Origin of the sequence: Pseudoalteromonas sp. TB25, assembly GCF_000497995.1 — a bacterium.
GTDB classification, from domain to species: Bacteria; Pseudomonadota; Gammaproteobacteria; order Enterobacterales; family Alteromonadaceae; genus Pseudoalteromonas; species Pseudoalteromonas distincta.
Genome location: NZ_AUTI01000415.1, coordinates 103474 through 125483, shown reverse-complemented (window position 1 = coordinate 125483; position 22010 = coordinate 103474). Strand labels below are relative to the sequence as shown.

Sequence of the window (22010 nt, the reverse complement as noted above, 5' to 3'; positions counted from 1 at the left end):
GACGATATACCAAATAAGTAAGGGTCGGCTAGGGGGTTGCGCGTTACCGTTTGCAAAATAAGCCCCGCAATGGCTAAGCCAGAGCCTGCTAAAAAAGCGAGTAATGTGCGTGGCATTCTTAGTTCAAAAATAATACGCGTATTAAAAGAGGCATCATTTGAGAGCAAAAAACTATTAAGTACATCTTGTAGTGAGGTATCTGCTGCGCCAAAACTAAGTGCTGCAAATAAGCTAAATAAAGCAGCTGCAGCACTTATAAATAGCGCAAGTGATTGGCGAGTATTAACTGTGCTCATATTATTTGTAACCATAAAAGTAAGTGATATGAGGAATGTTATTTCCCGACTTCGATATTTGCGGGTGGTTATTTACTTGAGCGCAGACACCAAAAACCTCACCTAGCATGTTTTCGGTTAATACCTCACTTGGCGCACCTGAATGCGTAATTTCACCATTTTTAATAACCACTAGTTCATCGCACATTGCAGAGGCTAAGTTTAAATCATGAAACGATGCAAACACCGTTACACCCAACGATTTAGCAAGCTCCATCACCTGTATTTGGTATTTAACATCTAAATGGCTAGTTGGTTCGTCCATTATTAACAGTTGAGGTTGCTGAACTATGGCGCGGGCTATCAAGGCACGTTGCTTTTCACCACCCGAAAGTGACTCAAAGCTTTGATCGCTATGATCTGCCAACCCTACAGTGTTGATAGCTTGGGTAATTTTTTGTTTATCAATGTTAGTTACTGAGCTAAATAGCGATTTATGAGGCGTTAGCCCAAGTGCAATAACATCAAATACGCTTAAGTTAAATTGCGACGGGGTTTCTTGTAAAACAACCGCTACTTTTTTTGCGTACTCATCGCTTTTTAGCTGCCAAATATCGGTGCTGTTAAACTCTACAACGCCATCGCTGGGTTTATTAAAACGATATAAACAACGCAATAAGCTCGATTTACCTGCGCCATTGGGGCCAATTAAACCAACAAATTTACCTGTGGTTATTTTAAGGTTTATTTTTTTGAGGATCGTTTTATTGCCAATACCCCACGATACGTTTTTAACGTTTAGTAATGGTATATTTAATGGCGTTTGAGTGTGCAATAGTCAGTCCTAGACGGGATTAAACTCACTAAAATGCGATAAAAATACTAATGCACTACAAGAAAAAATGAGTAAACCCGCTCGTTAAAAGAATTTATACCAATTGCACTAAATTAGTGATTTATTATAGCGACAAATAAATAGCTTAATAACAAAGCGGAAATTATGACATATACTTGTTCTATATGAATAATTTTTAACGAAGTTAGTAAGTTATTTAATTCGCTAGAAAGATCATGTTTTTAATAAAATTGGTATTATACCATTTGTATCTGACTTAAAGCTTTGCGCTAATTACAGTTGCGGGAACAGTCGAGGACTCGCACCTCATTCCAAATGAAGCTCTATTATGGGCGGCTAAGTAAATAATTTAAAGTAAAAAAAAACCGCACTCAAAAGAGCGCGGTTAAAAAGGGAGTGTTTTAACTAATTTAGCGAATAGTTAAAACTTGTATTCCATACCTAAGCCTACGTAGTCTTGGTCAACGTTGTTGTCCATGTCGAAGCTTGAGTAAAAGCCAAATACTTTAATGTTTTTATTTAATTTGTGATCAAGACCAACTGATATTGCTGACTTATCGTCGCTGTCGTCAAAGTCCATGTCTTGGTATTGTACTTTAAATGTGTTGTTACCCATGCTGTAAGCTGCATTTAATAGATAACCATCCGCTTCTGCGCTGCCGTCAACTTTTTCTTGTGTTTGGTACATTGCACCTAACTTAAAGTTTTCAACTTTACCTTGGATTGACGCGCGTACTACATCGTAGCCATTTACTTCACTATCGGCTGCGNCATTGAGTAACCGTTATCAGCGTCTACATCATCTTCAGCTACAAAAGTAGCAAGTACTTTAAAACCTTCGTATGAGTTTGATGAATAACTAACAGTATTCCCTAAACGGTTTTCACCTTTAAATACATTTTTAATATCGCCTTCAAGGTCGTTAAACAAGTCTAACTTACCTTGAGATTGTTTAAGCGCAGTATCGTTACGACCAATAACCACTTGGCCAAACGCACCTTTTAAACCAACGTATTGGTTACGCGCAGAAATATTGTCGTCGTTATCGCCTTTTGAATCAGCATCAGACACATCAACTTGAAACTCAAACTTATATACCGCTTCTAAACTATCATTTATTTTTTCAGAACCTTTAACACCAAGACGAGATGCATTACTTTTTATCTCAGTAAAAGATCCTTCGCCGTCATCAGATGATTGCACTGTTACATTCGCTTTACCGTAAATGTCTACATCGGCAAGTGCATTAAAAGATAAACCACTTAATAGTGCTAAGCATAAGCTCGATTTTACAAATTTCATGTTATTTCCTTGGATAATCACAAAAGACTAATTTTTAAAACTGCTGCATTTTGTCACCGCTAAATGACAGTAATATTACAATGGAAATATTAATGTCTTTTTTTATTAATAAAAATGCATTAAATTTGAAATCAAAATAACATGAAAGCCTAATAAACGGCCGAACTTACTTACTTTTCTTTAATGACAAGCTTGGGGTCATTTGCGATAGTAAATTAACTAAGGTTTCTATTAACTCTTTTTGCTCGTTGTCTCTGTGATACGCTATAAACACGTCTCGCGAGGTATTTTCTACATCTTTAACATGAAACAGTTCACCTTTTTCTAAATGCCCTTCTACCAATACTTGAGGTATAAATGCACTGCCGCCACATTGCAGTATTAAATCAAGTGCAATACGTCCTGTGCTGGTTCTAAAATAAGGCGGTGTTTTACCGGTAAACTGACGCGCATGCCAAAGTGAGAAAGTAGTTCCCCAATCAACATATACATACTGATTATCAAAAAAGTTTTCGTTCGTTGCAGTGTCGTATCCGCTTACGGGAATGATTGGCAACTCACAGATTCGCTCTACCACTAGCTCGTCTACTTTCGGTGGATCAAACAATATTGCCAAATCAAGCGTGCGCTCTAATAACAGCCGAGTGCTTTCTTGTTGTGCTTTAACTTCTGCGACTAATGACACGCCCGGCATCGCCGATACAATATTTGTTATACCAAACTGTAAAAAAGCATCCCAAATATTAGGCGTTCCTGCTAAGCTAATTTGCTTATGCATATTATCGGCAAGCGCAACATCCACTTTGGCGCGTTGCATGCCCGTAATAATCATTTGTGCATGGGGTAATAAGCGCTCGCCAGGTGCTGTAAGTTGAATGTTATTACGCTGGCGAATAAACAAATTAACACCAAGCCCTTGCTCTAATTGGCGAATTCTAAAGCTCACTGCAGACTGCGTAATATAAAGGTTTTCGGCCGCTTTACCAAAGTGACGCGTACGCACTACCTCAACGAATGTTTTTAATAAATCGATATCCAATTTTTTATCCTCACGATAAAAATAATTTGTTTAATAAATTGCCAAACTTGCATCATACTCCAGCTAATTACTAAGGTATGAGGATAAAGCTATGAGCAATAACATTTCATTACTACGCCAAGCATTTGTTAGCCAACGTCAATTTTATGATGATCAAAACTTTCCACGAGGCTTTAGCCGCAGCGGAAACTTCACCTTATTAGAAGCCAGCATACTTGAACAACACGGAGTTGTTTTAAAAGGCTTATACAGTAAAACAATTGAGCCGCAAAACGAACACCAAGAACAGTTTGTAGCAGTCGTAACTGGCTCACAAGAACCTACCAACCCAATCGAACGAGCTTGGGTAAAATACTTAAAACTAACGACCTGCAAAACTAAGTTTCATACTTTATTTGGCCGTTCAAAAATGTCGAGCCCGGCGCCGATTAGCCAAGAGTATTATTCAGAAGCGGATAATCTGTAAGTATTTAAGTTATTTGCTTTTTTGCGTTTTAACAGTTACAACTTGTATAAGCAAATATTTTTGCAAAATATATATAGGGTTGTTCCGTGACGCGAAAAATACTAATAGTTGAAGATACACCTGCCATGGCGCGAGTGCAAAAGCACATCGCGCTTAAGGCTGGTTATGAAGTTGATATAGCTGAGTCATTAGCGCAAACAAAAGAGCTTATAAGTAAAAATAGCTATTTTTGCGCTGTAGTTGACTTCATATTACCTGATGCTCCATTAGGTGAGGCAATACCTTGTACTATTAATGCAGACATTCCAACTATTGTAATGACGGGCAATATTGATAAAAAAACTCGCGACACTGTAGAAAAATACCCAATCATCGATTACATCATTAAAGAAAATAAACAAGCTTATCAGTACCTCGAAAAACAGTTACAGCGCCTGCCTCGCAACGAAAATGTAAAAGTACTCGTTGTTGACGACTCTAAATCGACCCGACGATACATTTGTAGTTTATTAGTGCGCCATAAGTATCAAATTATTGAAGCACAAGACGGACAAGAAGCGTTAAACCTGCTTGAAGCTTCACCTGATATTTCAGTTATTATTACTGATAATGAAATGCCCAATATGAATGGCGATGAACTATGTAGCGAGATTCGCCGCTTATATAGCAATGATGAAAAAGCTATTATTGGTATTTCGGGTTCTGACTCTGTAGGGCTTTCTAGTTTATTTTTAAAAAATGGCGCAAACGATTATTTGCACAAACCTTTTAATAGCGAAGAGTTTTACTGCAGGCTTAGTCAAAACGTCGATATGTTAGACCTTATAGCCACCATAAGGCGACAAGCCAACACGGATTATTTAACTAATTTACCAAATCGTCGTTACTTTTTTGAAGAAGCTGAAAAATCATTAAAGCAAATAAAACATACTAAAGGTGACGGTGCTTTAGCAATGCTTGATATTGATCATTTTAAAGTGATTAATGACACACACGGACATGATGTAGGCGACGAAGTATTAAAAGGGCTTTCTATTTGCTTTAGTAAATATTTTAAAAAGTATTTAGTAGCGCGTTTAGGTGGTGAAGAATTCGCAGTGTACTTTGCCGACACTGATAAACAAGAAGCACTAAAAAGGCTTGAAGGTTTTAGGTATTTTATAGAAATGAATAGCCAAGAATTTAGTAAAGCTAAAATTAAATTTACTATCTCTATTGGCTTCTCAAACGGGCCTGTTTATCAAATTGATGAACTATTAAAACAGGCCGATTTAAAACTTTACGATGCTAAAGAATCTGGTCGTAATAAAGTAGTTAGTTAACCATTTTATTAGTTAATTATACTTCTGCGGCTGTAATCGCCGCTTTTTTACGTTTACGTGATTGATGATAAGAATCCCAACTAAAAATAGCTAATGCACTCCAAATACATGCAAACGTTACTACACGCTCCGCATCAAAAATTTCACCGTAAAACACCACTGCCAATATAAACATTAGGCTTGGTCCAATGTACTGAAAAAAACCAAGTGTAGTGTATTGTAAGCGCTTAGCTGCACCGGTAAAACACAGCAGGGGTAATGTAGTTACAATACCGGCACTAATCAGTAATGCATTTGTATGCCAATCGTTGGCTGGGAGGCTTGATGTTGCTGTAGGCACCATTAACCACCAATAGATGAGTGCAACAGGCAGTAATATAAGTGCTTCAAGTAAAATACCAGGCAGAGCTTCAACAGGTAACTTTTTACGTATTAAACCATAAAGCGCAAACGATATAGCCAATGAAAATGCAACTACCGGAAACGAGCCAAAACTAATTAGCTGCAGTACAACACCACTAAAGGCAAGTGCTACTGCTACGCCTTGAAACTTACGCAGGCGTTCACCTAAAAAGAGCATTCCCAGCAATACATTTAAAAGAGGGTTTATGTAATAGCCCAAACTCGCATCAAGCATATGGTTATTATTTATAGCCCATATAAATAAACCCCAGTTAAACCCAAGCAGTGCAGAGGTAATGACAAGCATAAGCAAAAGCTTAGGCTGAACAATGATGCGTTTTACTTTGTCCCAATACTTTAAAATACTTACTACCAGTACTAAAAATACAACCGACCAAACAACCCGATGCATTAAAATTTCAAAGGCAGTAACATGCTGAATTAACTTAAAGTATATTGGCGCAAGACCCCACATAAAAAAAGCAAGACAAGCAAAAATAGCACCTTTACGCTGCTCGGTATCAATCGACATAATAAACACTTAGTGATTTAAAAGGCCGCTAGTTTACTTGCCACGCGCGTTTTATCCAACTAAATACGTACCGGTTCCAAAAGCAATTTGAACAGACTGTTCGTTATGTAATTCCATTCTGCATACACATACTTTATTACCTGAACGAATAAGTGTTGCGCTGGCAGTAAAGCTCTCTCCTTTACCAGGGCGCAAATAATCAGTACGTAAGTCGATAGTCCCAAGCGTGGCTAATTTTGTTTGCACGCTTGTAATATCTAAATCGGTGAGTTTATCAATTACACTTGCTGCAGCGAGCATACCGCCTACATTATCAAGTACGGCTGAAATAACACCACCATGGAGTATTTTTTGCGCAGGATTACCAATGAGTACATCCTGCCACGGGAACGTAATTTTGGCCTGTTCAGGGCTTAACGACTCAACCGATATTTGTAAAAACTGGTTAAACGGCATGCCATTTACAAATAACGCGCCCACTTGTTCAATTAACATTTCTTTATTCATTATTATTCTCTATGTCAAAACAGGTAAGATGAGTAAAACATACATAGTGTAAAACTACGAGACTCCACTTAAATAATTTATCAAGTAACTCAGCTAAAGACATCTCACTAAAAAACCACTAAAATACCCGCCAATGAATACATCAACTCCACCTTCTAGCACCCTTGTGCGTAAACCCGAAACTGTCCTCAAACAAGTGTTTGGCTACAGTGAATTTCGCGACGGTCAAAAAGCAGTTATTGATGCCGCTATTAACGGCCAAGATTCGCTTGTATTACTTCCTACTGGCGGCGGAAAATCGGTGTGCTACCAAATCCCTGCTTTAGTACTCGAAGGCGTAACCATTGTTATATCTCCGCTTATATCGCTAATGCAAGATCAGGTAACGCAACTGCAAGCTCTTGGGGTAAAAGCCGCTTACGTTAATAACAGCTTAGCACGAGAAGAACAGCAATTGGTGTATCAACAGCTTCATCAGGGGCAAATTAAGCTCTTATATGTGGCGCCTGAAAAAGTATTACAACGCGAATTTTTAGAGCGTTTATCGCATTTAAATGTGAGTTTATTTGCCATTGACGAAGCGCACTGTGTGTCGCATTGGGGTCATGACTTTAGACCTCATTACTTTCGCTTAAACGAATTAAAGCAACGTTTTGCACATGTCCCAATGATGGCATTAACCGCCACCGCCGATAAAGCCACACGGTTTGATATAGTTGAGCAATTAAAACTACAACAGCCTTATATTCATACTGGCAGCTTTGATCGCCCCAATATTCGTTACACCATAGAAGAAAAATTTAAACCTATGGTGCAATTGCTTCGCTACCTAAAGGAGCAAAAAAGCCAAAGCGGTATTATTTATTGCACCAGCCGTAAACGCGTAGACGACATTGCTGAAAAGCTTGCAGATGCAGGACTAAACGCTGCCGCTTATCATGCTGGTATGAGTAACGAGCAACGACAATTTGTACAAACCGGGTTTGCCCGTGACGATATACAAATAGTGGTCGCAACCGTTGCTTTTGGTATGGGCATAAACAAGCCTAATGTGCGTTTTGTACTGCATTACGATATTCCAAAAAGTATAGAGTCGTACTATCAAGAAACTGGTCGAGCTGGGCGAGATGGACTTGCCGCAGAAGCTATAATGTATTTTGACCCAGCTGATATAGGTCGCGTAAGGCGCTTTTTTGAAGACATAGACGACGAACAACGCCGCCGCGTAGAAGAACAACGCTTTAACGCAATGGCAAGCTTTGCCGAAGCGCAAACATGTCGTCGTCAAATATTACTTAACTACTTTAGTGAATATCAACGCGAACCTTGTGGCAACTGCGATATTTGCTTAAATCCGCCAAAAAGCTTTGATGGTACGTTAGTCGCTCAGCAAGCACTTTCGTGTGTGTACAGAGCGGGACAACGTTTTGGACTTGGTTATATTGTTGAATTACTTCGCGGTGCAAACACGAGCCGCATCCGCGATAATAATCATCATGAGTTAAGTACCTACGGCATAGGTAAAGATAAAAGCAGTGAGTTTTGGCTCAGTATTTTACGCCAACTTATTCATCAAGGCTTACTTAGCCAAGATATAACACAAGGTGCGTCACTTAGATTAACAGAAGCCGCGCGTGTAATTTTAAAAGGTGAATACGCACTGCAATTAGCCGAGCCACGCCTGCAAGCCAAACACGTTTATCAAGATAAGTTAGCGCAATTTAATTACGACAAAAAACTCTTTGCTCGCCTGCGCGCACTTCGTAAAGAACTTGCTGATGCCGACGATGTGCCACCTTATGTAGTATTTAATGATAAAACGTTAGCCGAAATGGCGCAGCTTATGCCAACAAACGACAGTGAATTTTTAAAGGTCTCAGGTGTTGGTTTTACTAAGTTAAATAAGTACGGCGGCGAATTTTTAACGGCAATTCGACATTACCTAGCTACTAATTAAGAGCATTATGACCCAAATAGAATATGACCATACACACAAATGTATTTTGATTAATCCCATTGAGCTACCAAACGATGAAGACTTTGAGCTGTGGAGTACATTATTTTTACACTCAGACGAAGTAACACTCAACGAATATTCTGCAGGCGCCGATCGCCATCAAGTTCGCTTTACCTATAATCATCAAACCTTTAATTTAAACTATGAGCATTACAGCCAAAGCATCTGGATTAATGCCGAAGGTCATGAAGCTGAACACTTACTCGCCGCTTTAGCATTTTATTTAAGCTAGCTTTTAATGCCTAGCGCATAGGTCGCTGCAAACCAGCTGGCTATTAACAAAAGTGAATATGGGTAACAATTAATTAGTTTCAAAATCCATACCTTTTACTTACATTATAATAACAATGATGTAAGCTGATATTACGATAGTCATTTGCTACGTTGCAGTAAAGAGGTTTAATGGTGAACAAGAAATGGATAGCACAATGTTGTATTAGCTTAACGGTTTTAAGCTTTTATGTGCCAAATACATTCGCACAACAATCTTCAACGAAAACTGATAACTGCCTTGTAGAACAGACAGATTTAAGCACAAATAAAAACTTACGCCGAGAAGTTCAAGACAAAACAACCCTCACACACAGTAATAGTAACGCTAAAATAGCCTCAATAAAGCTCAAGCAACTTAATGTATTTAATACTGAGCTTGAAGAGGAAAATAATGCCTTATTCCGATTTGCTAATCGCGCTCATATTCAAACAGAGCCCGATGTTATTAATAACCTTTTATTATTCTCCCCTGGTGACAAGTACGACGCTAAAAAGCTTGCAGAGTCTGAGCGCCTACTTCGTAAAGAAAGCTACTTATATGATGCACAAATTAGTGCAATCGAAAACTGCGACGGTGACGTTAATGTAGAAGTGGTTACCCGTGATTTATGGACACTTTTACCTGAAGTAAACTTTAGCCGTAGCGGCGGAGAAAATAAATCAAGTATAGGTTTTAGAGAATCAAACCTGCTTGGTTGGGGGAAGCGCCTTTCTTTGTCACGCACGACTGACAGCGATCGTAGCGGTTATTTATTTGTTTACGACGATCCTAATATTTTATCTACTCGCTACCGCGGCCGTTTAGAGTACGCTGATAACAGCGATGGCAAGCGCCATTTACTTGAGCTAACCTATCCATTTTACGCGATAGACACCCCTTTTAGTTACGGTATTTTAAGCTATTCTGAGCAGCGCGAAGAGTCACTATATAAACGCGGCGAAGAGTTTAGCGAATTTGATCAAACTACTGATTTAAACCGTGCATTTATAGGACACTCTAAAGCGCTTAATAATAATTGGACCCAACGCTTAACCTTAGGTTATACCGACGAGCAGCATACCTTTGAAGCTATAGACACTACATTTGCACCACTTGCCGATGACAGAAGTTTAAGTTATCCCTTTATAAGCGGCCATTGGTTTGAAGATAACTACATAAAAGTACGCAATTTTGACAGTATATCTCGCACTGAGGATTTAAACTTAGGTTGGAATATTAAAAGCTTAATTGGCTATTCAGACGAATCATTAAGTAATGACGACAGCCGCGCAGTGTATTCATTTAACTTCAAAAAAGCCCACTTTACTAACGATAATACTTTATGGCGCTTTAGCGCAGATATTGATGGCTATTGGAATAAAGAGCAGAAAAAGCTCGAAAACTTTATGGCCACCAGCCAAATACAATATTATTTAAATACCAGTGAAGACCAATCTTGGTATGTTAAAGCCCGCATGCAATACGCAAAAAACCTTACTGCTGATCAACAACTTACTTTAGGCGGCGAAACAGGCCTACGTGGTTACCCTATGGATTATCAACATGGCGACCGTAGTTTTTTAGTTAATTTAGAAAAGCGTTATTACTGGGAATACGATTTACTGCAATTATTTAAAGTGGGTGGCGCAGCTTTTGTAGATGTAGGCAGAGCATGGTTTAACGATAAAGATAACGGTGAAAACGCACATGTATTAAAAAATATAGGCGTGGGTCTTCGTTTAGCACCGAGTCGTGCAAACTCAGGCACCATGATCCACATTGATATTGCAGCCCCAGTTGATAGCTACGATGATGTAGACTCAGTACAGTGGCTCGTGAGCGTTAAAAACACTTTTTAAATAATACAAACGCGTTAAACTAATATCAATTGCACTAAATTAAATTTTTATAAAAGCTCAGGGCCTAATGTGAAAGTAATAGAAGTTTTAGAATTGTTTGCATCACAATATAAGTTAATTGTCACTGTAATCGCTATTTTGGTTTTCCCTCTGCTATTAAAAATAACCAAAAAATTACTCGAAAAAGCAATTAAAGGAAAAGTGGATTTACACCGAAAGTACCGTGCAGAGCTCTTACTAAAAATTATACTCGCCTTTGTAGTGCTGTGTTTAGTTTTAGTATTTTGGGGTATAGAGCTGCGTGGTTTATTGGTTTTAGGCTCCTCTTTATTTGCCATGTTAGGCGTAGCGCTTTTTGCCGCTTGGTCATTACTGAGTAACCTAACCGCATTTTTACTGATGTTTATTCAAAACGACTGCAGAGTTGGCAATTGGGTACGAATTATTGACGGTGCTAATCATGTTGAAGGTCGAATAGTAGAAATGGGCTTGATGAATGTAGTGCTTGAACACATTGATGGGCACCGTGTAATTTATCCTAATAATTTATTTGTGACACGCCCTGTCATGGTTTTAAATAAAGAACCAAAGCCAACAAAAGCGCCCGTTATAAAGCGTATTATTGGCCCTAAAAAAACATAGTTTAAAAAGCATCGTTGATAAAGCAATATCCGCAAAAAAGCCGCAGTAAGTAATTACCTACTGCGGCTTTTTAATGCTTAGCTAAACAGAGTTTAGTTTAGCTATTAGTTATTTAGTTCAGCTGTTTTAAGCTCGTCATCTAAATCATTTATTTCATCAATAAAGTTCTCTAGTTGCTGCTCTACTAAACTATTGTCATTTGCAAAGTAAGCAAGGTGGAAAACCGCGTCACCTTCATTTACTAATGGCATAGTTTGCTGACCAATAACAATCCCACCCTTAGGTGCTAAAAGTTCAAGCTCAGAGTCGCCTAATGGGCTACTAATATAAGCAAGTACTTGCCCTTTAGTCACATGCTCACCTAGTGATACTTGTGCACGCACAATGCCATCAACCTCTGCACGTATCCAACTAGTCGAACCGGCAATGATAGGATCTGGTAACTTTTTAGGACGCTTGCCACGGATCATTTTTAAATGACGCATAACATAATCAACACCCTGCACACCTGCCGCAATAGCTATAGGATCAAAACGCAGTGCTTCACCTGCTTCATAGGTTATAACCGGTATACCTAGGTTTGCAGCTTCACTTCGTAATGAACCATTACGCAATGACGCATTTATTACCGCTGGTGTACCAAATGCTTTAGCCATATCAGCCGTTGCTTCATCTTCTAAATTAGCGCGAATTTGCGGTAAGTTAGTTCGATGAATAGCGCCAGTATGTAAATCAATAATGTGAGTACAATGTACTGCCACTTGATTAAAAAACATATAAGCCATACGCCCAGCAAGTGAGCCACGCTCAGAACCTGGGAAACTACGGTTCATATCGCGTCGGTCTGGTAAATAACGCGATTTATGAATAAAGCCAAACACATTCACAATAGGCACAGCTATTATCGTACCACGCAGTTGGCTTGGGTCTATTTTAGCAATTAACTGACGCACAACTTCTACGCCATTTAGCTCATCACCATGAATAGCCGCACACACCATAAGCACAGGACCTTCCATTACACCGTTAACCACTTCAATAGGAATATTAAGTGGTGAATGGGTATAAAGTTTAGCTGCCTCTAAGGCAAGTGTTTTACGCTCGCCTACGCCTACACTCTCTCCTAATAAGGAAAAAGGACGGTTAATTTTAACCTTTGCCACGTGTTGCTGTTCCTTTACTTGAAGCATTTTTTTCGATGAAATCAATCACCATGCCTGCAATGTCTTTACCTGTTGCTATTTCAATGCCCTCTAAACCTGGTGATGAGTTAACTTCCATCACAAGTGGTCCACGAGATGAGCGAAGTAAATCAACTCCCGCTACGTTTAAGCCCATTGATTTAGCCGCTGCTACTGCCGTTTTACGTTCTTCTGGAGTAATGCGAACTAACGTAGCGCTACCACCACGGTGAAGGTTAGAGCGGAACTCACCTTCTTGTGCTTGGCGCTTCATAGCTGCTATTACTTTATCGCCTAGTACAAAACAACGTATATCCGCGCCACCTGCTTCTTTAATGTATTCCTGAACCATAATATTAGCTTTTAAGCCCATAAATGCTTCAATAACACTTTCAGCCGCTTTGCGTGTTTCAGCAAGTACAACACCAATACCTTGTGTGCCTTCAAGTAATTTAATTACAACAGGTGCACCGCCTACCATTTCTAGTAAGTCTTTTACATCATCTGGTTTGCTCGCAAAACCTGTTACTGGCATACCAACGCCTTTGCGCGAAAGTAACTGAAGTGAGCGTAATTTATCGCGCGAACGAGAAATAGCGACTGATTCGTTTACTGGGTAAACACCCATCATTTCAAACTGACGAAGTACCGAACAGCCATAAAATGTAACCGATGCACCAATACGCGGGACGATTGCGTCAAATTCTTTTAAGTTTTCACCGCGATAGTGAATTTCTGGTTGCTCCGAGTTTATATTCATATAGCAGCGTAATGCATCAATCACCTTAACTTCGTGACCGCGTGCTTCTGCCGCCTCAATTAAGCGACGTGTTGAATATAGTTTTCTGTTGCGAGATAAAATACCGATTTTCATAGTTAAACCTTACGACCTAATAGTTGAGATAAAGCCGGGTCAACGACTATACGATTTTCCATGGCTGTACGCCCTAATAACATTCTAAACTTCATTGTTGCACGGCTTGTTAAAGTAAGCTCTATCGGCCAACTATGCTCGCCTGCATGCAATGTCGTTTCTATAAAGTAGCGTAACTCTTTTTGCCCACTTGAGCTGGTTACGTACTTCATTTTTTTAACTTTTGCCTTGCAAGTGACTTGCGTTTGCTCATCATCTTGCAATGGTTGGGCCGTAAATTTAACCCATTTCTCTGAGTCAACTTCGTATTCTTCAATGTTAATTGCATGAATACATGAAGTGCGAGCGCCTGTATCAATTTTTGCTTTTATATCGTTAATACCAAGCTCAGGTAAACTTAACCACTCACGCCAACCAACTGTAATCTTTGCTGTCATAAATGTGCCCTTAATAAAAAAGTGACTTATACGCTACAGGTAAAAAAACACCAACGAAATAAATTTATCTAGTCGATTAGTAAATTAAATTGATCTTTTTAAACAACTAGTCACACAATGCACGCCTTACTGAACAGTACTTTATGCTACTTTGCTCAGCCCCTAGGCTCTGCATTTATTTGGTTTTTCAAACTTAACTTATTAAAAATAAAGGTAAGTTTAAAATACTTAAGTAGATACACTATAGTTAACGGTATTAAAAATACACTATTATGAGAAATAATTATGATTAATGGTTTACTACATGCACTTGTACTTGATGGACAAGGCGGCGCTCGCCCTATTGAAAGCACGAATGAGCTAAATAGCTGGCAACCAAGCCANACGGAAAACTTTGGGTGCACATGGACTATAGCCAAAGCGAGGCGGTTGAGTGGCTCAAGGCACAGCCTCACTTAAACGACTACGAATTAGACTCTTTAATTGCTGATGAAACACGACCACGTATTACAGCAACAACTAATGGGCACATGTTATTTTTACGTGGTGTAAATTTAAACCCAGCACAAAGCCCTGAAGACATGGTTTCAATTCGTTTATTTATTAGTGAAAATATCCTTATTACCACCCGTAAGCGCCGTTTATTATCGGTGCAAGATACGCTTGCGTGTTTAAATGAAAACAAAGGTCCATATAATATTTCTGAGCTAGTATGCTCCATTACACAAAAACTAACCTCTCGCATGCAAAGCGTTATTGATTCACTCGATGAAACACTCGATGAGTTTGAAGAAGAAATAGATGAACCTAGTAAAAGGTTTGATAACCAAGGTTTATCACAGTTACGCCGTCAAACAATTGCCTTAAAACGCTATTTAAAACCGCAAAAAGAAGCCCTTAGCTCAATGGTAAATAATCACTACTCCTGGCTGTTGGATGACGATAAAGCAAAACTTAATGAAACGACTAACTTACTTATTCGTTATTTAGAGGAGCTTGATAGCTCGATTGAGCGTGCGCAAATCATTCAGCAGACAATCACTAACCAAGTCTCTGAACAGTTAAACCAGCGAATGTATGTTATGTCAGTAGTAGCGGCACTTTTTTTACCGCTAGGCTTTTTAACTGGCCTGTTAGGTGTAAACGTAGGGGGTATTCCGGGTACCGAAAGCCCTTATGCATTTAGTGCTTTTGTCATATTTTTAATTGTACTTACTGGTGGTATTGGCGTGTACTTTAAAAATAAAAAATGGCTATAAATTAAAGCAATTTTAGTATGGCCACTCAATTGAGTGGCCATGATTGAGTAGCTAATTAGTTAGTTTCTCGGGTATAACTAACATTTGTCATCGTTACTTTAGATTCTGTAATCCCTAAATCTTCAAAGCACTCTTTGAAAGAATCCGAATTACCCGATTCCCCACACTCATCCAATGTATCAGGGTCTTGTGATTGTAGGTAATTACCAAATTTAAAGTATGACTCTGAGTCATCTTCTACAGGTATACCAAATGAGCGACCTAGTGCGCTAACATCAACATCGCCATAATTATTTTCAACACGTAGAGTAAACGAGCCACCACTAGTAATAGTACCAAGGGCAAATTTTTCTTCGTTACCGCTTGTATTTCGCAGACGAACATAAACGTCAAAAATGCCATTTCCAGCTACACTGTCATCAAATCCAGATTCATCTGTATCTGAAACATACACTTTAGAAATTGTCCCGGTATCGCTAGCATGGTGCTGAGAGATAATTGTTTTACCACCATCTGACATTTCAACTTTTACAGTTGCCTCAAAAACCTCATAGGTTTCGGTCATTGCAACACGTGCACTTTCTTTAACTTTATATTCATGACGCCAGCCATTCCCGTTTGGAGTGATATGACGCGCTTCTAAAGGAACAAACTCCAAAGTATCGCTATTTACTAATGGATGAGGATCATTACCTTCAAGATCAAAAATACTACCGTTGGTGATGTTACTCGCTATACCAGAGCCACTACCCGTATCACCGCCGCCAGTATCACCACCTGTGTCTCCACCGCCAGAAGAACTACCCTTAGTTAACGAAAAGTCATCAAAACGAACATCGCTTGAACTCTTATCATGCTTAGCAAATACTTGTAGTGAACCAGTGTTAGCCGTGGTGAAAGTTTTAGATACTTTTGTCCATGAAGAAACATTGAATTTCTCACTTTTAAACAAACCATTAAGATCATTGATCCCGATTTGCCCCTTACCGAGTACATAGGCACTTAACGTGTACTGAGTATTTCGATCTACATCTACATTTTGATAAACACGCCCTGGGCTACCTTGTATTTTCAGTGATTTAGAGCCTTTATACGAATCTGAAGATAGCGCTGCAGGCTCTGTTTCATTCCAATTACTCCAGCCACCTTCAAAACCTGAATTTTCAATCGAGGCAGCGTGCGCAAAAGAAGTACTTGCAGCAACTGCAGAGCAAATAAGTAACTTTTTAAATTTAACCATTATTTTTATTCCTTAAAACCTGAATAATAAGCAACCTTACAGCTTAGCTTGGCGATAAAAACCAAACCTAGATCGCATCATGTAAACAGACTTTTAAACCCAAAAAAATTGGTAACAACAAAAAAAGAACTTGAAAAGAAAAAACCTTTAAATTGGTATTGCCAAAACCATCACCTAACCGGCAAAACAAGGCTATATTTTTTGTTGCCAATATGTCAACAAGTTAATTGTTACCATGAAAACTATAAAACCTCTAAAGGGATATCTTTAAAATACAAAAAAAACACTTTAAAAACAACACTGTAAAAACGTATTGATTTCTATTTACACTATGTAATAAATTTTAAATTTAAGAAAATAGTAGTACCTAAAATAAAAACCACTATTACCAATATTTAACGCAAAACTTAATACCTTATGAATAAACACCGTTATTTCCTGATAAAATTGTTACCAAAACAGACTGGTAATACCTGTTAAATTTAATTTAACTTTAGTTATAAAGATAAATTTGCATGACTAAAATTTAAAAATACGCGCTTATATAATTTAAAATTTCAAAATATTAGTACAAATAAATAATTAAAAGTAAATTTTATATGTGAGATTAACCTTTCAAATTAATAGGTGATGATGAAATTGAAATGCTAAACAGGTACTAATTTTGAGATTTCTTTGGAGTGAGTGAGTAACACTTTGTTGTCTATATGGATACAGGTGAGGGGCGTGAGCAGAACGCGGAAGCTGCGCTCGGTTAACTTATTCTTACATGGATGTAAGCAAGTTTGAATCATGTAAAATTAGCACTCCCTAATTCGAGACACAAAAAAGCGAGTACTTTTACAATACTCGCTTTCAAATTAATAAATCTAAACCCTAGTTAGCTGCATTACTCTTGAAAGTAAGTGCCCCAACCGTCGTACTCAACTTCGCATTCTACGGCTAGTTGCGCTAGCTTATCAACGTCTTCCATAATTACGTCTACGTCTAGCTCAGCTTCTACTACTATGTCGAAGCTCCAAATTTTGCTGCCGTCTTCAAGCTCAAGCTCTGCTGGCTCTTCAACATCGTAGCCTAGTTTAAAAGCAGCCAACGCTGCTTGCTCTAGCTTAGGGAAGTCTTCACATACAAAATGGTGTTCTACTTCATAAAGTATTTCAGGATCTGATCCATCTTCAAGTAGTGAACTTACGATGTCTTCACTTATTTCACGCCAGTTTTCCATTATTTATCTCTCACTTGAGCATCTAATTCAGTTATTTTAGCAGCCATAATGCTATGCACGCTTTTAGCATGCTCACGCGCGCTAGTGTTTTTATCAAGCGATATAGGCGCTAACATTTCGATGTGAATTGTACCATTATCCCAACGATTTAGCTTAATGGTTTTATGTGTTGTATTCATACATACTGGAATCATGGGTACATCTGCGCTCATTGCGGTGTGAAACGCGCCAGTTTTAAACGGCAATAAACCTCTTCCGTAACTTCGTGTACCTTCAGGAAACATCCATACAGATAAGCCATTCTTCTTAATTTTTTCGGCTGCTTTTGAAATAGTTCCCGCCGCTTTGGAACGATTAGATCTGTCTATTAATATATTACCCGACAACCAGTAAAGCTGACCAAAAAACGGAATCCACTTTAAGCTTTTTTTACCTAAACTTACGCAATTTTTTGGCACCATTGCTGGCACTGTAAATAAGTCGTAGCTATTTTGATGATTAGCAACATAAACCGCAGGACCTGGATCAACGGCATCTTTATGACGTGTTAAAACTAACTTAACGCCAATCATTTTAGCCATTGAGCCAAACCAACCCGCTATTATATGTACATTATTAGGATGAAATGGTCTTACAATCGAAAGTAATAAACCAAAAATACAACTGAATAATATAAACAGCAGCATAATAAAAACGCGTATGACAGCTAGCAAATGGGCTTCTCCAAAAATCAATTATGATTATTATAGCGTTATTTTGTGACACAAACGAGTCAATAGCGCACAAGTGTACGCTGAAATATTTAAGCTGCTTGTTTTAATATTGCTTTAAAATGGTTTTAAAACAAAAACGGCCTGCAAATGCAGACCGTTTTTATTTTACAAAAAAGTAATTCGCTACTCTTCGCTAATGACTTCTTTTGATTCATCATCTTGAGGTGTTAGCTCAACAACGGCTTCGTCTACACGCTGTAAGCCACGTGGTAGTTTATTACCCCTACGCCCTCGCTCCCCATGATAATGCTCTAAATCACTTGGTTTAAGTGTTAGTTTTCGCTTACCAGCATGAAGCGTAACACTGCTTCCTAGTGGCACAACAGCAAGCACTTTTACAAACTCTTCCCGGGCTTGTACTTTAGCACCCGGTATAGAAATGATTTTATTACCTTTACCCTTACCTAATTTTGGTAAGTCACGTAGCGGGAATAAAAGCATTCGGCCTTCGTTAGAAATAGCCATACAGTAATCGCTAGCAACATCGTTCACTCTAATAGGCGAAAGTAATATTCCACCCTTAGGGACACTTACCAGCGCTTTACCATTTTTATTTTTACTCACTAAGTCTTTAAAGTCAGTAATGAAGCCGTAGCCCGCATCTGACGCCATAAGCAATACTTGCTCGTCTTCACTCATTACCACGTGCTCAAAATTAGCACCTGGTGTTAAGTTAAAGCGACCTGTCATTGGCTCCCCTTGGCTACGCGCCGAAGGTAGACTGTGCGCATCGGTTGCAAACGCCCGCCCTGCTGAATCTAAAAATACTGCAGGTTGATTACTCTTACCACGAGCCGAGGCTCTAAAGCCGTCACCTGAACGATAATTTAAGCCTTGTACATCTAAATCATGACCTTTACCAACGCGTGCCCAGCCTTTGTCTGACAGCACAACAGTAACTGACTCTGATGGAATTAAATCTTTTTCGTTAAGCGCTTTTGCTTCTGAGCGCTCAATCACTGGCGAGCGACGATCGTCACCGTACATTTCAGCGGCTTCTTGAATTTCTTTTTTAAGCAGTGTCGACATACGACGTTCTGAGCCTAATATTTGCGCTAATTTATCACGCTCTTTGGCTAGTTCGTCTTGCTCACCACGAATTTTAAACTCTTCAAGTTTTGCTAAATGACGGAGTTTTAATTCTAAAATTGCTTCCGCTTGCGTATCAGTTAAATCAAAGCGCTCCATTAATACAGGCTTTGGTTTATCTTCGCTGCGGATGATTTCAATTACTTCATCGATATTTAAAAAGGCGGCTAACAAACCCTCTAAAATATGTAGGCGCGCTAATACTTTATCTAAACGATACTGCAAACGACGACGCACTGTTTCGCGTCTAAATGTTAGCCACTCACTTAAAATACAGCGTAAGTCTTTAACTTGCGGGCGACCATCTAGGCCTAACATGTTTAAGTTTACGCGGTAGTTTTTTTCAAGGTCGGTAGTTGCAAATAAATGAGCCATTAATGGCTCAGCTTTAATGCGGTTTGAGCGCGGGATAATTACAATGCGTGTTGGATTTTCGTGATCTGACTCGTCACGTAAATCGGCAATCATTGGTAATTTTTTAGCGTTCATTTGCACTGCAATTTGCTCAAGTACTTTACCACCAGAACATTGATGCGGCAGCGCTGTAATAACAATATCGCCATGCTCTTCGGTATAAACAGCACGCATTTTGATAGACCCACGACCGGTTTTATATATTTTATGAATATCGGCTTTTGGGGTAATTATTTCAGCATCTGTTGGGTAATCTGGCGCATGTACAAGCTCAAGTAATTCTTCAAGCTCTGTTTTTGGTTTATCAAGTAATAAACAACATGCGCTAGCCACTTCACGTACGTTATGTGGCGGAATATCAGTTGCCATACCTACGGCAATACCCGTTATACCGTTGAGTAAAATATGCGGTAAACGAGAAGGCAGTACAACAGGTTCATCCATTGTGCCATCAAAGTTTGGTGTCCAATCTACGGTGCCTTGACCAAGCTCTTTAAGCAGTACTTCTGAAAACTTAGATAAACGCGCTTCGGTATAACGCATTGCTGCAAACGATTTAGGGTCATCTGCCGCACCCCAGTTTCCTTGTCCATCTACCAAAGGGTAGCGGTAAGAAAATGGCTGCGCCATTAATACCATAGCTTCGTAACATGCACTGTCGCCGTGTGGATGGTACTTACCGAGTACGTCACCCACTGTACGGGCTGATTTTTTGTACTTGGCATTAGCCGACAAACCCAGTTCGCTCATCGCATAAATAATACGACGCTGTACTGGTTTTAAGCCGTCACCTACATGCGGCAAAGCACGGTCCATAATTACGTACATGGAATAATTTAAATAGGCGTCTTCGGTAAAACGCCCCATTGTTTGTTGCTCAATTCCTTGCATTAGCAAGGTATCTGTATCACTCATTAAAGCTTACCTAGTTTTTCTTATAGCTTACACGGTAGATTACGTTGGCGTAATCATCGCTTACTAACAGACTGCCGTCACCTAATTCTGCAAATGCAACAGGGCGTCCAAATGTTGTTTCGTCTTTCATAAAGCCAGTAATAAATGGCGTATATTTAGTTACGCGACCTACTTCAATTGTTGCTAGCCCTACTTTATAACCTGACTTTTTAGAACGGTTCCATGAGCCATGTTCAGCAACAAATAATTGTTGCTTATAGCTTGCTGGAAATTGCTTACCGTTATAAAAATGAATACCTAATGGCGCTACATGCGCAGCAAGTGCAAGTGCTGGTGATGTATAATCGGCAATGTTTTTACCTTCACCAAACTCAGGGTCAATAATTGCACCGGCATGAACATACGGAAAACCAAAATGCTCCCCTTCTTGCGTTGCACGATTTAACTCATCAGGCGGAATATCATCGCCCATCATGTCGCGACCGTTATCACTAAACCATAGAGCTTGAGTAGCTGGATGAAAATCAAAACCCACTGTATTTCTCACGCCCTTGGCTATTGTTTTTATTTGTTTTGTTTCTACATTAAGCGCAAAAATACGGCCAAAACGTTCATCTTCAGCACAAATATTACACGGTACACCCACCGGAATGATTAGCTCACCCGTTGGTGCAAAACGCAGAAATTTCCAACCATGATGACGCTCGCTCGGTAGCTTGTTATAGACCACATCAAACTTTGGGTCTTTTAATTGGGTATCAATGTTTTTAAAGCGAATAATACGATGTACTTCGCCTACATATAAATCGCCATCTTTAATTGCTATGCCAGAGGGCATATTAAGGCCTTTAGCCACAACAATTTTTTTATCTGCTACACCATCGCTATTATGATCAATAAGTGCATATACGTTGCCCGCTTTACGAGAACCTACATACACAATCCCTTTTTTTGAAACGGCTATTTGACGTGCATTTTCTACATCGCTCGCAAATAAGCTTATTTCAAATCCCGGTGCTACTGTGAGCTTATCGAGTATATTTTTAGCCATTACAGGAGCGGTAGTCAGCCCAAGTAACAGCAAACTTCCTAGTAGTTTTTTCATTCGCCTCTCCTAGTGTTAAGCACAGG

The 22010-nt window shown here is 39.1% G+C and carries 19 protein-coding genes, 2 pseudogenes and 1 riboswitch; of the genes and pseudogenes, 7 read left to right on the top strand and 14 right to left on the bottom strand.

Annotated elements, in window-relative coordinates:
- The 4 genes and pseudogenes from L652_RS0119680 to L652_RS0119665 form a co-directional block, all read right to left on the bottom strand.
- Positions 1-296 (bottom strand): iron chelate uptake ABC transporter family permease subunit (locus L652_RS0119680; protein WP_033013620.1); only part of this gene is annotated, 296 nt, incomplete at its 3' end.
- A 1-nt stretch (position 297) separates the two neighbouring features.
- Positions 298-1110 carry an ABC transporter ATP-binding protein gene (locus L652_RS0119675; RefSeq protein ID WP_024594774.1) on the bottom strand — a complete coding sequence of 271 codons (813 nt, stop codon included), beginning with the start codon at positions 1108-1110 and terminating at the stop codon, positions 298-300.
- Between the two features lie 245 nt (positions 1111-1355).
- A riboswitch (cobalamin riboswitch) is annotated at positions 1356-1489 on the bottom strand.
- A 63-nt stretch (positions 1490-1552) separates the two neighbouring features.
- Positions 1553-2433: pseudogene (locus tag L652_RS01000000124185) on the bottom strand (porin).
- Between the two features lie 166 nt (positions 2434-2599).
- Positions 2600-3472, bottom strand: a complete 873-nt coding sequence (locus tag L652_RS0119665; RefSeq protein WP_024596245.1) for a LysR family transcriptional regulator — start codon at positions 3470-3472, stop codon at positions 2600-2602.
- A 91-nt stretch (positions 3473-3563) separates the two neighbouring features.
- Here L652_RS0119665 and L652_RS0119660 point away from each other — a divergent pair, with 91 nt between their 5' ends.
- Entirely contained in the window at positions 3564-3938 is a 375-nt protein-coding gene (locus L652_RS0119660) for a DUF413 domain-containing protein (RefSeq protein WP_024596244.1), read from the top strand.
- A gap of 86 nt (positions 3939-4024) precedes the next feature.
- Positions 4025-5260, top strand: coding sequence for a response regulator (locus L652_RS0119655; RefSeq protein ID WP_024596243.1), 1236 nt, complete (start codon positions 4025-4027; stop codon positions 5258-5260).
- Positions 5261-5276: 16 nt separating this feature from the next.
- On the opposite strand, the gene rarD is transcribed toward L652_RS0119655, so the two are convergent.
- Both rarD and L652_RS0119645 read right to left on the bottom strand, forming a co-directional pair.
- Positions 5277-6194, bottom strand: a complete 918-nt coding sequence (gene rarD, locus L652_RS0119650) for an EamA family transporter RarD (protein ID WP_024596242.1) — start codon at positions 6192-6194, stop codon at positions 5277-5279.
- A 51-nt stretch (positions 6195-6245) separates the two neighbouring features.
- On the bottom strand, positions 6246-6701 hold the full coding sequence (locus L652_RS0119645; RefSeq protein WP_024596241.1) for a thioesterase family protein: 456 nt from the start codon (positions 6699-6701) through the stop codon (positions 6246-6248).
- A 133-nt stretch (positions 6702-6834) separates the two neighbouring features.
- Between L652_RS0119645 and recQ the strand changes: the two genes are divergently transcribed.
- The 4 genes from recQ (at position 6835) to L652_RS0119625 (ending at position 11472) form a co-directional block, all read left to right on the top strand.
- Positions 6835-8658, top strand: coding sequence for a DNA helicase RecQ (gene recQ / locus L652_RS0119640; RefSeq protein WP_024603604.1), 1824 nt, complete (start codon positions 6835-6837; stop codon positions 8656-8658).
- 7 nt (positions 8659-8665) lie between these two features.
- Positions 8666-8950 (top strand): DUF3630 family protein, encoded by a 285-nt coding sequence (locus tag L652_RS0119635; RefSeq protein WP_002961372.1) that lies wholly within the window; start codon positions 8666-8668, stop codon positions 8948-8950.
- A 170-nt stretch (positions 8951-9120) separates the two neighbouring features.
- Entirely contained in the window at positions 9121-10830 is a 1710-nt protein-coding gene (locus L652_RS0119630; protein WP_024596239.1) for a BamA/TamA family outer membrane protein, read from the top strand.
- 69 nt (positions 10831-10899) lie between these two features.
- Positions 10900-11472 (top strand): mechanosensitive ion channel domain-containing protein, encoded by a 573-nt coding sequence (locus L652_RS0119625; RefSeq protein WP_024596238.1) that lies wholly within the window; start codon positions 10900-10902, stop codon positions 11470-11472.
- Between the two features lie 104 nt (positions 11473-11576).
- Here L652_RS0119625 and L652_RS0119620 read toward each other — a convergent pair whose 3' ends face one another.
- Genes L652_RS0119620 through L652_RS0119610 form a run of 3 tightly spaced genes read right to left on the bottom strand, consistent with a single transcriptional unit; the run spans position 11577 to position 13964 of the window.
- Positions 11577-12635: a succinylglutamate desuccinylase/aspartoacylase family protein gene (locus L652_RS0119620; protein WP_024596237.1), complete on the bottom strand. Its 1059-nt coding sequence runs from the start codon at positions 12633-12635 to the stop codon at positions 11577-11579.
- Positions 12622-13527, bottom strand: coding sequence for a 30S ribosomal protein S6--L-glutamate ligase (gene rimK / locus L652_RS0119615; protein WP_002961977.1), 906 nt, complete (start codon positions 13525-13527; stop codon positions 12622-12624). The genes L652_RS0119620 and rimK overlap by 14 nt, the downstream gene beginning before the upstream one ends.
- Positions 13528-13529: 2 nt before the next feature.
- Positions 13530-13964, bottom strand: coding sequence for an ATP-dependent zinc protease (locus tag L652_RS0119610; protein WP_024596236.1), 435 nt, complete (start codon positions 13962-13964; stop codon positions 13530-13532).
- Between the two features lie 285 nt (positions 13965-14249).
- Between L652_RS0119610 and L652_RS01000000124180 the strand changes: the two are divergent.
- Positions 14250-15223 (top strand): annotated as a pseudogene (locus L652_RS01000000124180) (zinc transporter ZntB).
- Positions 15224-15278: 55 nt separating this feature from the next.
- On the opposite strand, the gene L652_RS0119600 reads toward L652_RS01000000124180, so the two are convergent.
- From L652_RS0119600 to L652_RS0119580, 5 genes are all read right to left on the bottom strand, one after another.
- Positions 15279-16463: a polysaccharide lyase family 7 protein gene (locus L652_RS0119600; RefSeq protein WP_024596235.1), complete on the bottom strand. Its 1185-nt coding sequence runs from the start codon at positions 16461-16463 to the stop codon at positions 15279-15281.
- A gap of 889 nt (positions 16464-17352) precedes the next feature.
- Positions 17353-17688 carry a ribonuclease E inhibitor RraB gene (rraB, locus tag L652_RS0119595; protein ID WP_007376503.1) on the bottom strand — a complete coding sequence of 112 codons (336 nt, stop codon included), beginning with the start codon at positions 17686-17688 and terminating at the stop codon, positions 17353-17355.
- The gene (locus L652_RS0119590; protein WP_024596234.1) at positions 17688-18401 is read right to left on the bottom strand and encodes a 1-acylglycerol-3-phosphate O-acyltransferase; all 714 of its coding nucleotides are present in this window, start codon (positions 18399-18401) and stop codon (positions 17688-17690) included. The genes rraB and L652_RS0119590 overlap by 1 nt, the downstream gene beginning before the upstream one ends.
- Before the next feature lie 183 nt (positions 18402-18584).
- Positions 18585-20879 carry a DNA topoisomerase IV subunit A gene (gene parC, locus L652_RS0119585; RefSeq protein ID WP_024596233.1) on the bottom strand — a complete coding sequence of 765 codons (2295 nt, stop codon included), beginning with the start codon at positions 20877-20879 and terminating at the stop codon, positions 18585-18587.
- Positions 20880-20889: 10 nt separating this feature from the next.
- Entirely contained in the window at positions 20890-21984 is a 1095-nt protein-coding gene (locus L652_RS0119580) for a PQQ-dependent sugar dehydrogenase (RefSeq protein WP_024596232.1), read from the bottom strand.
- Positions 21985-22010 lie beyond the last annotated feature (26 nt).